The following is a 17,449-nucleotide window of genomic DNA, read 5'->3' as shown; positions in this document are numbered from 1 at the left end:
ACCATCTATGCATTTTGCCTGTTTGAAAAAAAATCCCGGAACAGAGCAACCCTGTTTTCACGCAATAACGTCTTTAACATATGAATGCTACGCTGCTCAGAGATTTATTGGATAAATATATGTCCGAAACGGCCTCCCCGCAGGAGCGTGCCCAACTGCATACGCTGTTGCAGAACGATGACTACAGCCGCGTGCTTGCCGGAATCATCGATGATGACCTGGGCAGGCAGCACTATGATAATGCGCCCGATGAAAATATCAGGCAACAACTTCTTGATCGTATCATGCCGGTAATACAGCACGGCGTAAGCTATTCTGAGATCCTGCCGGCAGCAGCTCATTCCATAATGCCGCAGGAAACGGGCCTGGCTGCAATAAGCCGGAAGGAACAGGTGGCGGCAACAACCCTTAGCCATAAAGCTTTGTCTGCACCGGTAGTAACCATGCGCCGCAGGCTGCAACGAATGGCTTATGCAGCTGCAATACTCCTGCTGTTTGTAAGTACAGCGGTTTGGTTAAAATGGCCCCTACATAAACCGCAGGAACAGCCGGCAATTGCTATTGCTGCTATCCCTCCCGGGCGAAATGGTGCTATACTAACGCTGGCAGATGGCAGTACAATTCTGCTCGATAGCGCCGCTAATGGCGCTGTTGCCAGTGATGCCAACGGAACTATCACCAAAACGGCTGATGGTTCACTGGTTTATATCGCGGGCAACGGGTTTGCAGGTACAGGCGCGCAGCTGTTCAATACACTTCGTACGCCGCCGGGGCGACAATTCAATGTTGTGTTGCCTGACGGCAGTAAAGTATGGCTCAATGCTGCTTCTACATTGCGATATCCTACAGCATTTGCCGGTAATGAGCGTCTTGTATCATTAACAGGAGAAGCTTATTTCGAAGTGACATCCAATAGCAGCAGGCCATTTAAAGTACAATCGCCCGGCCAGCTGGTGCAGGTATTGGGTACCCATTTCAATATAAATGCCTATGCCAACGAACCGCTTACCAATACTACTTTACTTGAAGGCAGCGTGAGTGTTACTGCTTTGCCGTTTGACAGTATTGCAGGCCAGACTTTAAAGCTGCAGCCGAAACTATTGTTGCCTGGCCAGCAGTCGCAACGTAATACGGCAGGAGGGCTTGCGATCGTGCATGCCGATGTACAGCAATCCATAGCCTGGAAAGAGGGATTATTCAGTTTTAAGAAAGCTGATCTCCGCGCTATCATGCGCCAGGTGGAGCGCTGGTACCAGGTGCAGGTTGCTTATGAGCGAAACCCCGGTGGAGAAACTTTTACCGGCAAAATAGGCCGTAATCTTTCCCTCCAGGAACTGATGGAAGGATTGGCTTTCACGCATGTGAAATACCGGATTGAGCCTGGTAATAAAATAGTAATTGAATAAAATGAAAATGACCGTATAACAGGAAACGCAGAAAAAAGCCCCCTGCAGGTGAAGGCGCAAGGGGCTAAGTATCTGGATCTATATCAAGTCCTCGACAGACTATTTTTTAAACCCAAACTAACGCAAAAGTATGAAAATTACGATTCGGCGTGGCGTGTACCCCCGCGCGCCTATTTCAAGGCAAATGTTGTTGCAGATGAAACTGACTACTTTATTTCTGACTGCTTTTTTGGTGCAGGTATCTGCCCGCTCTCTTTCGCAGAACGTGACTTTTTCGGGAACGAATGTTTCCCTGGAAAAAGTGTTTTCAGCCATAGAGAAACAAACCGGTTATGTATTCTTTTATAACAGCAGCGATATTGTTAAGGCAGGCCCGGTTTCGGTAAGCCTGAAAGACGCAAGCCTGCAGGCAGCGCTGCGCCAGTGTTTGGTGAATCAGCCATTGGGGTATGTCATTAAAGGGAATACCATTTTTATCAACGCCAGCAAAGCCACGCTGGCCACAGAACCGGAGGATCTGCTGTTTCTGCCGCCACCACCTGTGGCGGAGCTGAAAGGGCGTGTACTCAACGCCGCGGGTCAGCCTGTAGAAGGTGCAGCGGTGTCTTTGCCATCCTTAAATAAAGGAACTACAACCGACAGGGCAGGCAGTTTTATTCTTACAGGTATTCCTGCCGGATCGTACACCCTGGAGGTCTCTTACGTAGGATACCAGCGTTATACACAGGTTGTGAACGTTGGTGCAAAAGGAACCGGTATAGCCATTACCTTACAGGAAGCCGATAATAACCTCTCCGATGTAGCCATTGCTGTGAATACCGGCTACCAGAAACTGGAGAAATACCAGCTTACGGGAGCAGCTTCCGTACTTTCCCAGAAACAATATGACCAGCGGGTGGCGGTTACCGGCAACTTCCTGGAAAGCCTGGAGGGTAAACTGCCGGGACTGGTTTATAACAGTCAGTCCGGTGAGCTTTCCATCAGGGGCGTTTCAACTTTTGACGCTGTAAAGCAGCCGCTGATCGTAGTAGATGGATTTCCTACTGAAATAGATATCCGTACCATCAATCCTATCGATATTGTTTCGGTAACGGTGCTGCGTGATGCGGCCGCTTCTTCTATTTATGGGGTACGTGCCTCCAATGGTGTTATCATCATAGAAACACGCCGTGGCAAACAAGGTAAGCCGGCTTTTTCTTTGCGTGCTACTACTGCTTTTCAGCCGGCCCCGGATTTCTCTTACCTCAAATATGCACCCGCAGATGAATATGCACAGCTGCAGGTAGAGCAGTTCCGTAAAGCAAATCCTTCGGAAGCAACTTATATCACTTACGGCTATGCCAAAACGCCTGTACAGGAAGTGATGTTCGACCTGAAAGCAAACAGGATCACCCAGGCGCAGGCCGATCAAAGACTTGCGGCCATTAAATCATACGATAACCTGCAGGAATATGAGCAGTTGTTCTATTGTACACGACAGGCTACCAACCTCGACTTTGATATGAGCGGCGGCAACGATCGCAGTACCTACCTGCTGGGCATTAATTATGTAGGAGAGAAACCGGTAAAGCAACGCAGCAATAGCAACCAGTTTATAGTAAACCTTGCAAACACCTATAAGCTGAGCGAACGCATTAATTTCGACTTCAGGGGTATTTATACCAATTCGAAGTCTTCCAATGGCGGAGATGTTCCCTATACCGATTTCTTTCCTTATGAACGGCTTGCCGATGATAACGGTAATGCATTGGCTGTTGCACTTGGCCCCAATAAGGATTATTTATCCTATGTTGCCAACAAACAACGGAATGATCGCCTTGTGGCTGCCGGGTTATATGATCAGCGCTATGCTCCTTATGGTGAGTTGGCTGCCAATACCACCACCAATTATCTTTCGGCCATTCGTTTCCAGGGAAGACTGCAGGGCAAGGTCACGGAATGGCTATCTGCCGAGTTGGGTGGTACTTACGAAAACCAGCAGGGGACACAAGATAACCTGCGGACAGAACAGGCGTTTGCCGTCAGGTACCTGCTGAACAGCAGGGCTTCGAAAGACCCTTCTTCGGGCAAGCCTTTATTCGTGGATATTCCGCAGGGAAATATACTGGGTAAAACCCAGCAGAAAACAACCAGCTATACTGTACGTGGACAACTGAACTTTCATAAGAAAATTGGATCGGTTCATGACTTCTCAGGCATTGCAGGTATCGAGCAGCGTAAAACGGTAACATCGGCTTTCAAGACAACTTACTTCGGCTATAACGGACAAACACTGTTAAGCAAACCTGTTAACTGGCAACGCCTGAACTCGAGCAATTCACCTGCTTTTGCCGATGTGGGATCGTTTGGCTTGGCCGTCAGATACTCCGATTATTTCAATGAATCGTATGGTGACAGGCGGTTTATGTCGTATTACGCGCAGGCTACCTATATGTTGCAGGAGAAGTATATCGCCACGGGCAGTTTCCGTATCGATCAGTCGAACCTGTTTGGTGTAGATCCAAAATATAAGAACAAGCCATTGTGGTCTGCGGGTCTTAGCTGGCGTATAGATAAAGAAGATTTCCTGCAGCCGGTGAGCTGGGTGAACGAATTGAAACTGCGTGCCGCCACAGGTTTTAACGGGAATGTGCCCGGCAGCAATAATGGCCCTTTCCTCATACTTGAATCGGGGATCAACAGCCTTTTCTATGCAGCACAACCACTGAACAGGGTGTTGTCGCCGGAAAACCAAAGCCTGCGTTGGGAAACAACCCGTAACTACAATTTCGGTCTCGACTATAGCCTTTTCAAAGGAAGGGTTTCCGGTACCATCGACTGGTATAGCAAACTTTCTACCGATGTCTTCGGTCAGTTTGATGCTGATCCGACCACCGGCTTCAACCAGTACTTTGCGAATACCGCTTCTATCCGCAACAGGGGACTCGAGATCATGGTAAACACTTCCAATATCAGAACCCGGAATTTCGAATGGCGTTCGCAGGTGACAGCCTCTTTTAACAAGAACAGGATCATGGCTGTAAAAGCAACAGAGTATGCGAACAGCCAGTATATTACCAGTGCCGGCATCAACGTGCAGGATCAGCCTATGAATGCCGTATTCAGCTATAATTACGGCGGTCTTACCAATATGGGTAAACCATTTGTATACGACAGCAAGGGCAACCAGAAGATCCTGAACTTTTATGGTGCATCGGTAGTAGATGTAAACTTCAATGATCTTATCTATAGCGGTACAACAACACCGAAATACGTATTGGGATGGAACAACCAGTTTACATTAGGCGCTTTTGATCTGTCGTTCCTGTTTATGTATTACGGCGGGCATGTGATGCGTGCAGAGCAGCCTAATCCCAATAACCTCGGCTCCTATACCTCCAATCCTATAGCGGGATCGCTGAACTACTGGCGTAAGGCGGGGGATGAGGCAAATACCATCATACCAGGCTTTACGCCGGGGACTTCCCTCGATCCGTATTATTATAGTTCTTATGCACGTTATGGTTACCAGTACGCCAGCAGGTTTGTACGTAAGGCCGATTACATCAGGTTGCGCGATCTTATTCTTACCTATAATGCGAAGCTGCCATTCATGCAGAAGATGGGCTTTACACGAACTCAGATACGCTTACAGGCACAGAATATGTTCCGCTATACGTTCAGCGGAAATGATATAGATCCTGAGGCTATAGACAGGCAGTCCGGTATACGCCGGTTGCCGCAGCAGCCTTTCTACAGCGTATCCTTATTCACCAACTTCTAAGATGATCCTTCATGAAACAAACGTTTATACTATTAAATACATTGTTACTGGTTGCGCTATTAAGCTCCTGTAATAAATTCCTGGAAGTAAAGCCCAAGGGCATTGTGATACCTGAGAAACTGGAGGATTATGAAAATATCCTCAATTCCCGCGAAATTGCTTTTTCCTTTGCACCGGAATTACTCTATTGTACCGATGATTTCTATGAAACCTTCGATGCATTGAATATTACTACTGTTGCCAACGCCTACTACTGGCGGCCCGGGCTCGATCCTAACGAAAAAGAAAATCCGGCGGTATGGGGCGACCTGTACAAGAGTGTATATCATACCAATGTCATCATCAACAATGTACTGAATGCTTCCGGCGGATCTGAGGAGCGTAAGCAGTCGGTATTGGGGGAGGCATGGCTGGTGCGTGCAGACAACTATTTTACCCTGCTCACCATCTTTGCAAAAGCCTATGATCCTGCTACTGCCGCCCAGGATCCTGGTATCCCTATGGTAACCAGTACCGATGTTACTGCTGCTGTTCCTCAAAGGGCTTCTGTTCAAACGGTGCTGGATACCATCATCAGCAACCTGAAGCGGGCTGCCTTGTACATGCCAACGTCAAATATCAACAGGTATCGCGGAACCCGGTATGCTGCCTATGGTATGTTAAGCAGGGTATATTCCTATATGCATTTGTATAAAGAGGCGGGCGAATATGCCGCCAAAGCGCTGGAAGCACAGCATGCCATCCTCGACCTGAACAATTACGCCGATGGGTATGATATGCCCGATACCGACCTGCGCAGCGATATCCTGTGGCAACGTGGATCCAATAACTACTCTATTCCCACATTCCTGTTATTGTCTGATGAACTGAAAACGTTGTTTAACAATAACGACATGCGTACGTTGTTATTCACCGATACCAATAACAACGGTGTGATATGGCTGGCGCCCTCGGGCTGGGCCAACTTTGGTATTACCTTCCAGGAAATGTACCTGTCGCGTGCCGAAGCGCTGGCGCGTGATAATGATAAGGACGGCGCCATGACCATCATCAATAACCTGCGCAAGAAAAGAATAAAGCCTGCTGCGTGGACGGCTTTGCCGGCTTCCACTGCCGAAGAGGCCTTGCAACTGGTACTGGCAGAACGCCGCCGTGAACTGGCTTTTGGAGGCCTGCGCTGGATGGATATGAAACGCCTTGACCAGGAAGGCCGTATGCCTGAAGTAAAAAGAGTGAACCGCACAACCCATGTCATTGAAGCTACATTACCACCGCACGGCGCTGGTTATGTATTTGAAATCCCTGCAAGAGTACAGCAGTTCAATCCCGGTATTCAATTAAACAACAGGTAGCGCTATACTTTCTATCATCTATTAAAAATCTTATAATGAATAAATGGATAAACACAATGGCGGCCCTTTGCTTTTCCGGGGCTGCCATCGCCCAAATGGCGCCAACGGTATTTAGTGGCCAGCTGAAAACGCCTGCTAACACACCGTTACATCTCAAACATCTGGATGGTACCGATATCAGCATCCCGGTAAATGAAAAGGGGGCTTTTAAAGTAACGCTGCCGGCAGTTACCCCGGGCTTTTATTCAGCGGAAGCCATAGGTACTGTTTATCTCAGGCCGGGCCTGCAATTGAATGCTGCTATAGGAAAAGATGGCGCCTATATATTTACCGGTAACGGTGCCCGTGAAAACAACCTGGTGAAACAACTTAAGGCCGCCTTACCTGCTTTTTTGCCCCAGGCGGAAGAGGGATTTACCCAGGAAGTTTATATGATGGAAGTACCACTGTTCCTGCAGAAATTAAACGCCTTTGAACAGTATGGACGTACAGCCATTGCTGAAATACAGGATACATTCTACCGCTCCGTTGCAATTAAAAACCTTTATTTTTTCTGTAACGACCTGCTCAATAACTACTCTCTTTATTACGGAACCGATTTAAAGAAACAAGAAGCGTTCTATAAGCTCATGCAGTCGCCCGAGAAAAAAGACAGCACCTTTAGTGCGAAACTGCACAAAGCTTATGAAGATAGCCGCGTAAAAAAACTGGACAGCACACAGAAGAAGATGCTGGATCAGCGGCTTTATAACGACTGGAAAGCAGATGATGCTGTTCTTTTTCGTAATTCGCAGTATTACCGCATGGCTGTGTCTAATAATATAACGCACCTGATGTACACAAAGTATATGAAAGGGATGAGCGCAGATGCAGGCAGGGAACGGCAGATGCTATTACAACGGCAGATTGCTATGGAAAATATCCCTGACGAATGGATCAAAGGATATTACAATCATAGCTTCACTGCCAATGCCCTGAAGATGGTACAGGATAGTGCTAAACGAGAAAAGATCTACAGAGATTTTCTGGCTGGTAACAGTACGCCGGAACAAAGAGAGGATATAAAAAAGATCTACAATAATGCAGTAGCTTATTCTGATAATAATGCCGCACCGGATTTTATTTATACAAGTGTAAAAGGAGAAAAGGTTTCACTGAAAAGCCTGCGCGGAAAGTATGTATATATCGATGTATGGGCTACCTGGTGTGGTCCGTGTAAAGCAGAGATCCCGCATCTTACCAAAGTAGAAGAGGATTATCATGGCAGGAATATCAGCTTTGTAAGTTTATCTGTTGACCAGCCGGGCGATAAAAACAAATGGGTTGACTATGTAAACGGGCACCAGCTAAAAGGTATTCAGCTGATGGCAGACAAAGCCTTTGATTCGGAGTTTATTCAAAAGTTCAATATAAATGCCATTCCCCGTTTCATACTAATATCTCCTGAAGGCAAAATTATTTCAGCGGATGCAAAGCGGCCCTCGGACCCACAGTTGAGGACCCAGCTCAATGCATTGCTGTAAATATACATGGGATCGTTAGCAAACGAGGGTGGCACATAAATAAAAATAGCCGCTGAGAATTGCTTAAACGGTAACCCTTCTTCGTCAGGTACCCGAATAAAACGAGGCCGTATCATAAGTGTGATACGGCCTCGTTCCTATCAGTTGTCATTTTGTTATTTATGCCTGTTTCAGCAGCTCCAGCGTATGCTTCATACGGGCTATCGTTGCTTCCTTACCTATGATGGATGCGATATCGAATACACCGGGGCCGAATTTGCCGCCAACGAGCATAATACGCAGCGGCAGCATTAATTCACCTGGTTTGATCTGGTGAGCCGCCGCCATTTCCTTGAATTCTTTTTCCAGCGTGTCGTGATCCCAGGTGGCTGCCAGTTCAAATGCGCGGGTGAGTTCGGCAAAGAAAAGCTGTTTCTGCTCATTCCATTTAGGTTGAATAGAAGCAGTATCAATTTCGGCAGGCGCTTTGAAGAAGAAAGATGCCTGTGGAATGAAGTCTGTCAGTAAAGTACAGCGGTCTTTTACCAGTTCCAGTACTTTAGTGAAAGTTGCGTCGTTGCCAACAGCAATACCCTCTTTATCGAATAATGCTTTTACGCCGGCCTGCCATTTTTCTACCGGCTGTTTTTTAATCCATTCGTGGTTGAACCATTTTGCTTTCTCGAAATCGAAGATGGCGCCGCTATGATTTACACGACTGATATCGAAGCGTTCTGTAAGTTCCTGCAAGCTGAAGAGTTCCTGTCCGCTGCCATCGTTCCAGCCCATCAGCGCCAGCATATTGATGAATGCTTCGGGGAGGAATCCTCTTTCACGGAATCCTTCTGTGAAGTCCTGTGTACGCGGGTCGGTCCAGTTCATGGCGAAAATGGGGAAGCCATATTTGTTGCCATGACGTTTGCTTAGTTTTGAGCTGTCGGGCCCCAGTATCAGCGGCAGGTGTGCCCATTGTGGCATCTGGTCTAAGCCAAACAGGTATTTCCAAAGCAGGATATGTACCGGTGCACTGGGCAGCCATTCTTCGCCGCGGAAGGCATGGCTTATTTCCATCAGGTGGTCATCTACTACCACTGCGAGGTGATAGGTAGGCATGCCATCGGCTTTCAGTAATACTTTATCGTCGGACTGCGAGGTATTGAACTGGATATCGCCGCGGATCATATCGGTGAACTGTACCGTTTCATTGTCGGGCATTTTAATACGCACTACGTAGGGCGTATTTTCTTCGAGCAGCTTTGCTACGGCCGCTTCGTCTAACGACAAAGAGTTACGCATATGGGCGCGCAGCTGGTGGTTGTATTGCGGGGAAGGGTTTTCTGCGGTTTTGTATTGCTGGCGCATTGCTTCGAGCTCTTCGGGCGTATCGAAAGCATAATAAGCCTGCCCGTTCTTGATCAGCTGTTCGGCATACTGGCGGTAAAGTGGTTTCCGCTCGCTCTGGCGGTAGGGGCCGTAGTTGCCTCCTTTGTGCGGTCCTTCATCGGCTTCCAGTCCACACCATCTGAGGGTTTCTGTAATATATTCCTCTGCGCCTGCTACAAAGCGGGTTTGATCGGTATCTTCAATCCTGAGAATAAAATCGCCACCTTGTTTTTTGGCAAACAGGTAGTTGAATAAAACGGTTCTTACACCTCCCAGGTGTAAACCCCCGGTGGGAGAGGGGGCAAAACGAACCCTGACTTTTTTGTTGCTCATAGGCCGCAAAGATAGATGACAGATGGTAGAATGACAGATGTATATTTGTTGCATGTACCTCGTTAAAACGCCTTGGTGGCTTCGCAAACTCTACCCCACCCTTACCTGGCAGTTGCCGGGTGATGAGAAAGTGCTTTACCTCACTTTCGACGATGGTCCGCATGAAACAGCCACTCCCTTTATACTCGACTGTCTCCGGAGCTATAATGCCAAAGGAACATTTTTCTGTATAGGCAAAAATGTACAACAGCATCCCTCTATTTATCGCCGGATCATAGAAGAAGGGCATAACGTTGGCAACCATACCCATAATCACCTGAACGGCTGGAAGACCAGGGACAGGGAATACATGGACAATATTAACCAGGCGGCCAGTTATATCGACAGCCGTCTTTTCCGCCCTCCTTACGGCCGTATAGGCCGTTTTCAGGCCAACTTCCTGCAACAGGTGCAGCAACCTCCTTACCAGGTGATCATGTGGAGCGTGCTCAGTGGTGATTTCGATGTTAAAATTTCGCCTGAGCAATGTCTGAAAAACGTTATACTTTCTGCCACACCCGGTAGTATCATTGTTTTTCATGACAGTACAAAGGCCTGGGAGAGAATGAAATATGCTTTGCCGGGCACCTTGGAGCATTTTGCCGCGCAGGGTTTTGCATTCAGAAGTATAAACGGGGCTGGTTTTAATTTCTGACAGGCAGGTAGCCGGGGTGGGGAGCGCGGTGGCCAATATGGATGCGCCCTGCGGAACCTCCGATTGCTTATTTTTGCGCCTAAATAATCCAATTTAGCATTATGAAAACTTCCTGGAACAGACAGGAAAAGATGATGGTAGGGGTGATGGCCTGTCTGTTGGGTTTGTGGTTGTTAATATCGTGTTCGCATAAAAAGCAGAATGAACATGAAAGAGTGTCTGTTAATATTACCCGGCAGTTCGATACGCTGGATATTAAAATAGGGTATTTTGCCGACGCTCCCCGCAACCAGTACGATTCCGCTTATTTTTATGCAGATAGTCTTATCAGGCTGATGGCCCCTTTTAGTAACTCCCGGGAATATAATCTGTTATATGCACGTTCGTTTGTAAGGAAGGCGGATCTTTTTTTATTTGAAAAGCGTTTTGAAGAAGCTTGTCTTTACCTGTTTATGGCGAGGAAGAGTTTACTTTCTGAAGCCGATTCCTGTGTGTATGCGCAATTGAAGTCGACCATTAGCGGGCGTCTTGCCAATATCAGTTATTCCCAGGGGCGGTATTTTGAGGCTATCAGCAGTCATCTTGCTTCACTTAAATTTCTGGAAAGTTGTGGCAGCGGTTTTTTCAGATTTTACACTATCCAGGGGACGCTTGACAATCTTGGTCTTTGTTATAGCGCCCTGCATCAACCAGATAGTGCGCTTTATTTTTATAATAAAGCGTTGGATTTTTTAAATAAGGAAGGGCCGGCTTTTCCTGACCGCAGGCATTTTATAGAAGTGGCGAAAGCGGTAGTATATGGCAACCAGGGCACTGCCTGGCTGATGAAAGGTGATACTTTAAAAGCAGAGCAGGCGTTTATCCGTAATATATCTATCAATGGCCAGAAAGACTACGCAGAGCAGGATGCGCTGATCACGAGAGTAAAACTGGCAGCGCTTTATATTGCGGGCAACCGGTTTGCTGCGGCCGACAGCCTGCTTTCATTTATAGACAGTTCTGCCATTCCTCTGCCGGCGCCCGGGCAGCTGCGAATATTGAAGATGAAGGCTGAGCGGGAAAACAAAAAAGGCAATTACAGGCAGGCGCACGAGGATCTGCTGAAGTATATACAGGGGAAGAATGCGCTGGATAGCGCCAATATTGGACTCATGCATGCTAATTTACAACAGGGGCTGGATGCGTTGCATCAGCGTTATGAGGTACAGGCGATGCAACGGAAGACAGAACTTAGTAAAGCATGGCTTTTTATCGTTCTGCTTTCTCTTCTCATCACCTCAGCTGTGTTGTACTTTACCATCAAAAGCCGGAAAGCAGCGAGGCTGCATGCGGAAGAATCGCAACGGCACGGAAAGCAGCTGGAAATGGTGCTGGAGGCCGTTGAAAAAAGTAATCATGAGTATGCACAATTGCTGAGGGTGGTAGCGCATGATCTTAAAAATCCACTAAGCGTTATCTATATGCTGACGGAGCTGATGACCGTTCAGGAGGGTAAACCTGCGGAAGACCTGGAAATGCTGCAGCTTATAAGAGGCGCCAGTACTAATATGAACACCATTATCAGGGACCTGTTACAGTCTAAATCGCAGGTTGAAAACAATGTGAGGAGAGAAAGAACTGATTTGCCGCTGTTGTTAAGGCAAAGTGTTGACCTGCTGAAGTACCGGGCCAATAAAAAGCAACAGCGCCTGGTTGTAGATGCTGGTCCTGCATGCGCGGTTTATGTGAACTACGAAGAGATCTGGCGGGTGATCAATAACCTGCTGGTAAATGCTATTAAGTTCAGTAATGAAAAAGGGCTTATCCGCGTAAACTGGGATATAAAAGATAGTGCGGTCGTTATCCAGATAGAGGATGATGGGATTGGGGTGCCATTGGATATGCAGGAGCGGATCTTCGACCAATTGACACAGGCGCAGCGTACGGGAACTTCGGGTGAGCAGCCGTTTGGGATGGGCTTGTATATATCCCGGAGGATAGTAGAAGCCCATAATGGACGTATATGGCTTGAAAGTACGGAAGGGAAGGGAAGTATCTTCTTTGTATCGCTTCCTGTAGACACCAGCGGCATAGCTGCAACATAATTCTACTTTGTGTATTTTCATCTTTCCTTATGCGATATATAGCCCATTTTGACCTCGACTCATTTTTTGTGAGCGTGGAAGTGTTGAATGATCCTTCTTTACAAGGGAAGGCAGTGTTGGTGGGTGGTTCCAGCGACAGGGGGGTGGTGGCTGCCTGCAGTTATGCGGCGCGTAAATACGGCGTGCATAGTGCGATGCCTATGAAGAAGGCTTTGCAGCTTTGTCCGCATGCCATAGTTTTAAAAGGGAGCAGGGGAGAGTACAGCCGGTATTCGCGAATGGTAACAGAAATTATTGCGGGGAAGGCGCCTCTTTTTGAAAAGGCTTCGATCGATGAGTTTTATATCGAGCTGGATGGGATGGATAAATATTTCGATCCTTACCAGTGGACGATAGCGTTGCGGCAGGAGATCATCGATAAAACGAAGCTGCCTATTTCGTTTGGGCTGGCTACCAATAAGATGGTGGCGAAAATAGCGACCGATGAAGCGAAGCCTAATGGATATTTATTTGTTCAGCCGGGGATGGAGCAATTGTTCCTGGCGCCGCTTGCGGTGAATAAGATCCCCGGTGTTGGCAAGCGGACGTTTGATGTGCTGCAATCGTTAAGCATTAAAACTATCGGAGATATACTTAAGTATAGTGCGGTTCAATTGGAGAAAAAGCTGGGTAAGTATGGTCTGGAGCTGCATGAGAAGGCACAGGGGATCCATCATGGCGTAGTGACTTCCTTCCATGAGGCGAAGTCGGTTTCTACGGAAAGCACCTTTCATGAAAATACAGCCGATACTGATTTTTTACTATCGCAGCTGGTGAGGATGACGGAGCGTGTTGCTTTTGAGTTGCGGCATGATGAAAAGGTGGCCGGATGTATTGCGGTGAAGATCCGTTATCCCGATTTTACCACTACGTCGAAGCAGGTGACCATTCCCTATACTTTTCGTGATGATGAGCTGATACCCATGGCGATAGACTTGTTTCACAAATTATATAAACCTGGTATGCAGGTGCGGCTGCTGGGGGTGCGGCTGACGGATCTTACAACGAATGCGATGCAGACGAATTTGTTTGACGATACGGCGCGCAAGGCAGGGTTGTATAAGGCGATAGATGATGTGAAGAACAAGTTTGGGACAAATGCGTTAAATAAGGCGGGCGGGATGAAAAAGAAAGGGTGAAATTTTTTTTCAAATAATCTACTTAGTTGGTAGGGAATTAATATCTTCGTGCCCATAAATATGTACCGTATGAGTTTACGTTTAGGCGATAACGCGCCCAATTTCAAGGCAAAAACGACCATAGGCGAGATAGACTTTTATGAATACCTGGGTAACAGCTGGGGCATATTGTTTTCTCACCCTGCCGATTATACGCCTGTTTGCACTACAGAACTGGGCAGGACAGCTGCTTTACAGGATGAATTTGCCAAAAGGAATGTAAAAGTCCTGGCTTTAAGTGTTGATCCGGTCGACCAGCATCATGGCTGGGTAAAAGATATCAACGAAACGCAAAATGTAAACGTAGGATTTCCTATCATTGCTGATGAAAACAGAGAAGTCGCTACATTGTACGATATGATTCATCCCAATGCTTCAGCAACTGCCACTGTGCGTTCGCTGTTTGTTATTGGTCCAGATAAAAAGATCAAGCTCACACTCACTTATCCTGCTTCTACAGGAAGGAATTTTGTAGAGGTGTTACGTGTGATAGAATCATTGCAATTAACGGCCGACTATAGCGTAGCTACTCCTGCCGATTGGAAAGAAGGGGAAGATGTAATTGTGGTACCTGCTGTAAGTACAGAAGATGCTATCAAGAAGTTCCCTAAAGGAGTAAAGGTGGTAAAGCCTTACCTGCGTTATACGCCGCAGCCTAACAAATAGCAAAGATCTCTATAAGAGCATAATGGTTTATTTCTTTGTACTCGTTCCGGTCCCGTTGTCTAGCGGGACTTCTTTTTTTGACGAAATTTCGGTCTTTTCTTTTACAGCTTTTCTATGGCTTTGGGTTCATTTAATCCTGCTTCACTGCTTCCTTTAAGCTATCGTAATGGTTCCGGCTGGCCCTGCCAGTGTGCATACACCAGTATATCCTTCTTTTCTTGCTTAATCTTTGACATTACTATTATTTGACTTTTTAGGCGCCCTTTCCTTTACAGTTAATCCGGCGTCCTGAAGTTTTCTACCCAACTTGTCGTCTTCGGCAACTTTCAACAGGTCTTTCTCTAATCCGAGTACAAAAAGTACCTGAGCGTATGCGCTTATGGCAACGCCTGGCGAACCCTTTTCAATCGCCAATAACGTTGGCCGGCTTATATTAGCCCGTTGAGCAACTTGGTGAGCGCTAAGCTTACGACGTAGTCGGGCAAGCTTGATATTCTCTCCAAGTTCATTTAAAATCCGCTGTACAGTAGGAAAAATAGTCATTCCGATAATGTAAAATATATTTTACAAATGTGGCTATTATTGTAAAATATATTTTACATTATCGGAGTTTTGATAAAAATTGAATTTAATGAGTGTTTTGCTCCAATAAGATGCTTGAGCTAGACCTAAAACTTACAGGCCAGTATGTAGTTATTATTTTGGAATATGAGATGACAAGTTCAAACAAAATTGGGTAAAATTCTTAGCGTCTAATGAATCTAAAATACCGACTCCATGGGGCGTTTTAACTATATCAAATAGATAAGCAGGCCCCTTTAATAATCACTCTGAATTCTATCCCTTATTGTGCTTCTCTAATTGCTGCAAAGCTGCCCGTAAGTCTTTTGGCAACGGTGCTTCCAATGTAATGGCTTCTCCATCAAACTCAAATTTGAGCAGATGCGAATGAAGTGCCAGCCTGTTCAATAATGGCCTTTCTTCATCTTCTTTTTTGGAGAGGTTGAACTTTTTCTTAATAGATGACAACAGCAAGGGAGTGCCATCGCTGTAAAGTTCATCGCATACAATAGAATTTCCCTGGTGCTGCATATGTACCCGTATCTGGTGCGTACGGCCTGTATGAATGCGAAACTCCAGCCAGGAATACAGGCGGAACTTTTCGAGTATCTTATAATCAGTTAAGGAGGCCTTGCCTTTGCTGTGCGTGATCATCTTACCATTGTTGGCGGGATGTTCTGCAATAGGGGCGTTAACACTGCCTTCTTCATGGGCTGGAATACCATATACCAGGCCCTGGTAATACTTCTCTACATCGCGGCCTTCGAATAGAGCAGAGAGCTGCTTGTGGGCAGCTTCGTCCTTCGCGAATACAATAACACCAGAGGTGTCTTTATCCAGGCGGTGAACTGTAAAGATGCTGCCGTATTTCTTCAGCAGCAGATCTTTCAGCGATACTTCCGACTGTTTCCTGTCGGGCACACTTAGGAGGCCTGAAGGTTTATTGATGGCAACGAAAGCATCGTTCTCGAATATGATTTCCGGCTTCAACGGGTGAGGTAAATATTGATCAGGCATCCTTTTTCTCTCTTTTTCTTACAAAAGACTGGTTCATGTATTTCAGCAGACGTACTTCTTTTTCGTTGAGTAAACGCCATTTGCTGCGATCTACATTCTTTTTGGTGAGGTTGGCGAACATTACCCGGTCGAGGTTTCTGACATCATAACCCAGGTGTTCAAAAATACGGCGTACAATGCGGTTACGGCCACTGTGAATTTGTATGCCTATAACTGACTTGTCTTTGGGATCAGCATAACCCACTGCATCGGCTTGTACAAAGCCGTCTTCGAGTGTTATACCGTTGACGATAGCTTCGTAATCTTTTTTCTGTAAAGGTTTATCCAGCTTTACTTCATAGATCTTCTTGATCTCGTATGAAGGGTGGGTAAGCTTTTGCGCCAGTTCGCCATCATTGGTGAGTAATAGTACGCCTGTTGTGTTACGGTCGAGGCGGCCTACAGGGTAAACACGCTCCTGGGTGGCTCCTTTAATAAGCTCCAGTACCGTTTTACGTCCCTCAGGATCTTTGGCGGTGGTGATATAATCTTTGGGTTTGTTGAGCAGTATATATACCAGGTTCTTTTGAAGGAACACGGGTTTACCTTTTACTTTTATTTTATCGGCCGCGCTTACTTTAAAGCCGGGTTCGAAGATCTTGTCGCCGTTAACTACTACTTGTCCCTCTTTTACGAGGTCTGCTGCTTCCCTTCTGCCGCAGATGCCTGCATGAGCGATGAACTTGTTCAGTGGCATCATGTCGTTGCCTTCGCTATCCTTAGCGGTAACAGTTTTGGCGGCAGTTGTTTTATTGGTAGCTGTAGTTGCGTAAGACCTGGAACGTGGTGTTGCTTGTAAAGAAGCTTGCAGTGCATCGGCTTTTTCGTCGTCAGTTTTACCGTATGCGGTGCGTGTGGTGGCTTTTATTGGTCTTGTGGCTCTTGTTGCCGCGCCGCCCTGGGGCTTTATGCCAATTCCACGGCCTTTTTTGTCTTCAGAGAAGTTGCCTTCTGTACGTTTGCCTTTGCCGGCTTCGAATGATGCCTGCCTGGCTTTTTTCTCAGCTTCAAATGAGCCGCCTGCCTTACGTCCTGCTTCAAAACCGGCAGCATCGGGCTTCCTTGTTTTAAAGCCGATTTCGGGCGTTTCTGCTTTACCCCTGGATTTGAATTTGCCTTCAGAAGCATCGGATTTACCACTTCTGCCTTTAAATCCGGATTCCGGCGTAGCAGCTTTGTCAGTCCTGCCTCTTTTGCCGGCTGCTGTTACTTCTCCATACTTTTTTTCGTTGGTTTTGCCGGCTTCTTTTTTCCTGGCTTCATAATCAGCCCGCATTTCGGCTTTTAAGGCTTTCTTTTCCTGGCGGTGTGCCTCTTTTTTCTTGGCCGCACTGGCCTTATTGATGAACTTATCAAACGCTTGTTTTGCCATAAAATTGTATTTGCTGTTTTGCAACAGGAACGGCAAAGGTACGCAAATAATGCGGTATAT

The 17,449-nt window shown here is 46.6% G+C and carries 12 protein-coding genes; 8 read left to right on the top strand and 4 right to left on the bottom strand.

The genetic code is table 11. The annotated features are described in order from the left end of the window. The first annotated feature begins 80 nt into the window (after positions 1-80). The 4 genes from ESB13_RS13970 to ESB13_RS13955 all read left to right on the top strand — a co-directional run bounded on the left by ESB13_RS13970 (position 81) and on the right by ESB13_RS13955 (position 8,044). Positions 81-1,406: a FecR domain-containing protein gene (locus ESB13_RS13970; protein WP_129004271.1), complete on the top strand. Its 1,326-nt coding sequence runs from the start codon at positions 81-83 to the stop codon at positions 1,404-1,406. A 130-nt stretch (positions 1,407-1,536) separates the two neighbouring features. Beyond that, positions 1,537-5,169, top strand: a complete 3,633-nt coding sequence (locus ESB13_RS13965; RefSeq protein ID WP_129004270.1) for a SusC/RagA family TonB-linked outer membrane protein — start codon at positions 1,537-1,539, stop codon at positions 5,167-5,169. Between the two features lie 11 nt (positions 5,170-5,180). Further along, positions 5,181-6,521, top strand: a complete 1,341-nt coding sequence (locus ESB13_RS13960; protein ID WP_129004269.1) for a RagB/SusD family nutrient uptake outer membrane protein — start codon at positions 5,181-5,183, stop codon at positions 6,519-6,521. Between the two features lie 35 nt (positions 6,522-6,556). Then, positions 6,557-8,044, top strand: a complete 1,488-nt coding sequence (locus ESB13_RS13955) for a TlpA family protein disulfide reductase (RefSeq protein ID WP_129004268.1) — start codon at positions 6,557-6,559, stop codon at positions 8,042-8,044. A 159-nt stretch (positions 8,045-8,203) separates the two neighbouring features. On the opposite strand, the gene gltX is transcribed toward ESB13_RS13955, so the two are convergent. Next, positions 8,204-9,739 carry a glutamate--tRNA ligase gene (gene gltX / locus ESB13_RS13950; protein ID WP_129004267.1) on the bottom strand — a complete coding sequence of 512 codons (1,536 nt, stop codon included), beginning with the start codon at positions 9,737-9,739 and terminating at the stop codon, positions 8,204-8,206. A gap of 52 nt (positions 9,740-9,791) precedes the next feature. On the opposite strand from gltX, the gene ESB13_RS13945 reads away from it, so the two are divergent. The 4 genes from ESB13_RS13945 to ESB13_RS13930 all read left to right on the top strand — a co-directional run bounded on the left by ESB13_RS13945 (position 9,792) and on the right by ESB13_RS13930 (position 14,400). Further along, positions 9,792-10,433 carry a polysaccharide deacetylase family protein gene (locus ESB13_RS13945; RefSeq protein WP_129004266.1) on the top strand — a complete coding sequence of 214 codons (642 nt, stop codon included), beginning with the start codon at positions 9,792-9,794 and terminating at the stop codon, positions 10,431-10,433. Between the two features lie 101 nt (positions 10,434-10,534). Then, complete coding sequence (locus ESB13_RS13940; RefSeq protein ID WP_129004265.1) at positions 10,535-12,517, top strand: tetratricopeptide repeat-containing sensor histidine kinase; 1,983 nt, start codon at positions 10,535-10,537, stop codon at positions 12,515-12,517. A gap of 29 nt (positions 12,518-12,546) precedes the next feature. Then, positions 12,547-13,695, top strand: coding sequence for a DNA polymerase IV (gene dinB / locus ESB13_RS13935; RefSeq protein ID WP_129004264.1), 1,149 nt, complete (start codon positions 12,547-12,549; stop codon positions 13,693-13,695). Between the two features lie 69 nt (positions 13,696-13,764). Beyond that, positions 13,765-14,400: a peroxiredoxin gene (locus ESB13_RS13930; protein ID WP_129004263.1), complete on the top strand. Its 636-nt coding sequence runs from the start codon at positions 13,765-13,767 to the stop codon at positions 14,398-14,400. A gap of 222 nt (positions 14,401-14,622) precedes the next feature. Here ESB13_RS13930 and ESB13_RS13925 read toward each other — a convergent pair whose 3' ends face one another. The 3 genes from ESB13_RS13925 to ESB13_RS13915 all read right to left on the bottom strand — a co-directional run bounded on the left by ESB13_RS13925 (position 14,623) and on the right by ESB13_RS13915 (position 17,389). After that, entirely contained in the window at positions 14,623-14,943 is a 321-nt protein-coding gene (locus tag ESB13_RS13925; RefSeq protein WP_129004262.1) for a helix-turn-helix domain-containing protein, read from the bottom strand. Positions 14,944-15,237: 294 nt separating this feature from the next. After that, positions 15,238-15,978 carry an RluA family pseudouridine synthase gene (locus tag ESB13_RS13920; RefSeq protein WP_129004261.1) on the bottom strand — a complete coding sequence of 247 codons (741 nt, stop codon included), beginning with the start codon at positions 15,976-15,978 and terminating at the stop codon, positions 15,238-15,240. Further along, positions 15,971-17,389: a pseudouridine synthase gene (locus tag ESB13_RS13915; RefSeq protein WP_129004260.1), complete on the bottom strand. Its 1,419-nt coding sequence runs from the start codon at positions 17,387-17,389 to the stop codon at positions 15,971-15,973. Before ESB13_RS13915 ends, ESB13_RS13920 begins: the two co-directional genes overlap by 8 nt. Positions 17,390-17,449: the final 60 nt, after the last annotated feature.

The organism is Filimonas effusa (assembly GCF_004118675.1).
GTDB lineage: Bacteria > Bacteroidota > Bacteroidia > Chitinophagales > Chitinophagaceae > Filimonas > Filimonas effusa.
Note: the sequence above shows the minus strand (reverse complement) of the source record. Positions and strands in the feature narration are given on the sequence as shown.

Bases quoted from the DNA above. Each gene is read 5' to 3' on its own strand.
- ESB13_RS13945 (WP_129004266.1), top strand. From the start codon at position 9,792: ATGTACCTCGTTAAAACGCCTTGGTGGCTTCGCAAACTCTACCCCACC.
- ESB13_RS13925 (WP_129004262.1), bottom strand. From the start codon at position 14,943: ATGACTATTTTTCCTACTGTACAGCGGATTTTAAATGAACTTGGAGAG.
- ESB13_RS13920 (WP_129004261.1), bottom strand. From the start codon at position 15,978: ATGCCTGATCAATATTTACCTCACCCGTTGAAGCCGGAAATCATATTC.
- ESB13_RS13960 (WP_129004269.1), top strand. From the start codon at position 5,181: ATGAAACAAACGTTTATACTATTAAATACATTGTTACTGGTTGCGCTA.
- ESB13_RS13940 (WP_129004265.1), top strand. From the start codon at position 10,535: ATGAAAACTTCCTGGAACAGACAGGAAAAGATGATGGTAGGGGTGATG.
- ESB13_RS13970 (WP_129004271.1), top strand. From the start codon at position 81: ATGAATGCTACGCTGCTCAGAGATTTATTGGATAAATATATGTCCGAA.
- ESB13_RS13965 (WP_129004270.1), top strand. From the start codon at position 1,537: ATGAAAATTACGATTCGGCGTGGCGTGTACCCCCGCGCGCCTATTTCA.
- ESB13_RS13955 (WP_129004268.1), top strand. From the start codon at position 6,557: ATGAATAAATGGATAAACACAATGGCGGCCCTTTGCTTTTCCGGGGCT.
- ESB13_RS13915 (WP_129004260.1), bottom strand. From the start codon at position 17,389: ATGGCAAAACAAGCGTTTGATAAGTTCATCAATAAGGCCAGTGCGGCC.
- gltX (WP_129004267.1), bottom strand. From the start codon at position 9,739: ATGAGCAACAAAAAAGTCAGGGTTCGTTTTGCCCCCTCTCCCACCGGG.
- dinB (WP_129004264.1), top strand. From the start codon at position 12,547: ATGCGATATATAGCCCATTTTGACCTCGACTCATTTTTTGTGAGCGTG.
- ESB13_RS13930 (WP_129004263.1), top strand. From the start codon at position 13,765: ATGAGTTTACGTTTAGGCGATAACGCGCCCAATTTCAAGGCAAAAACG.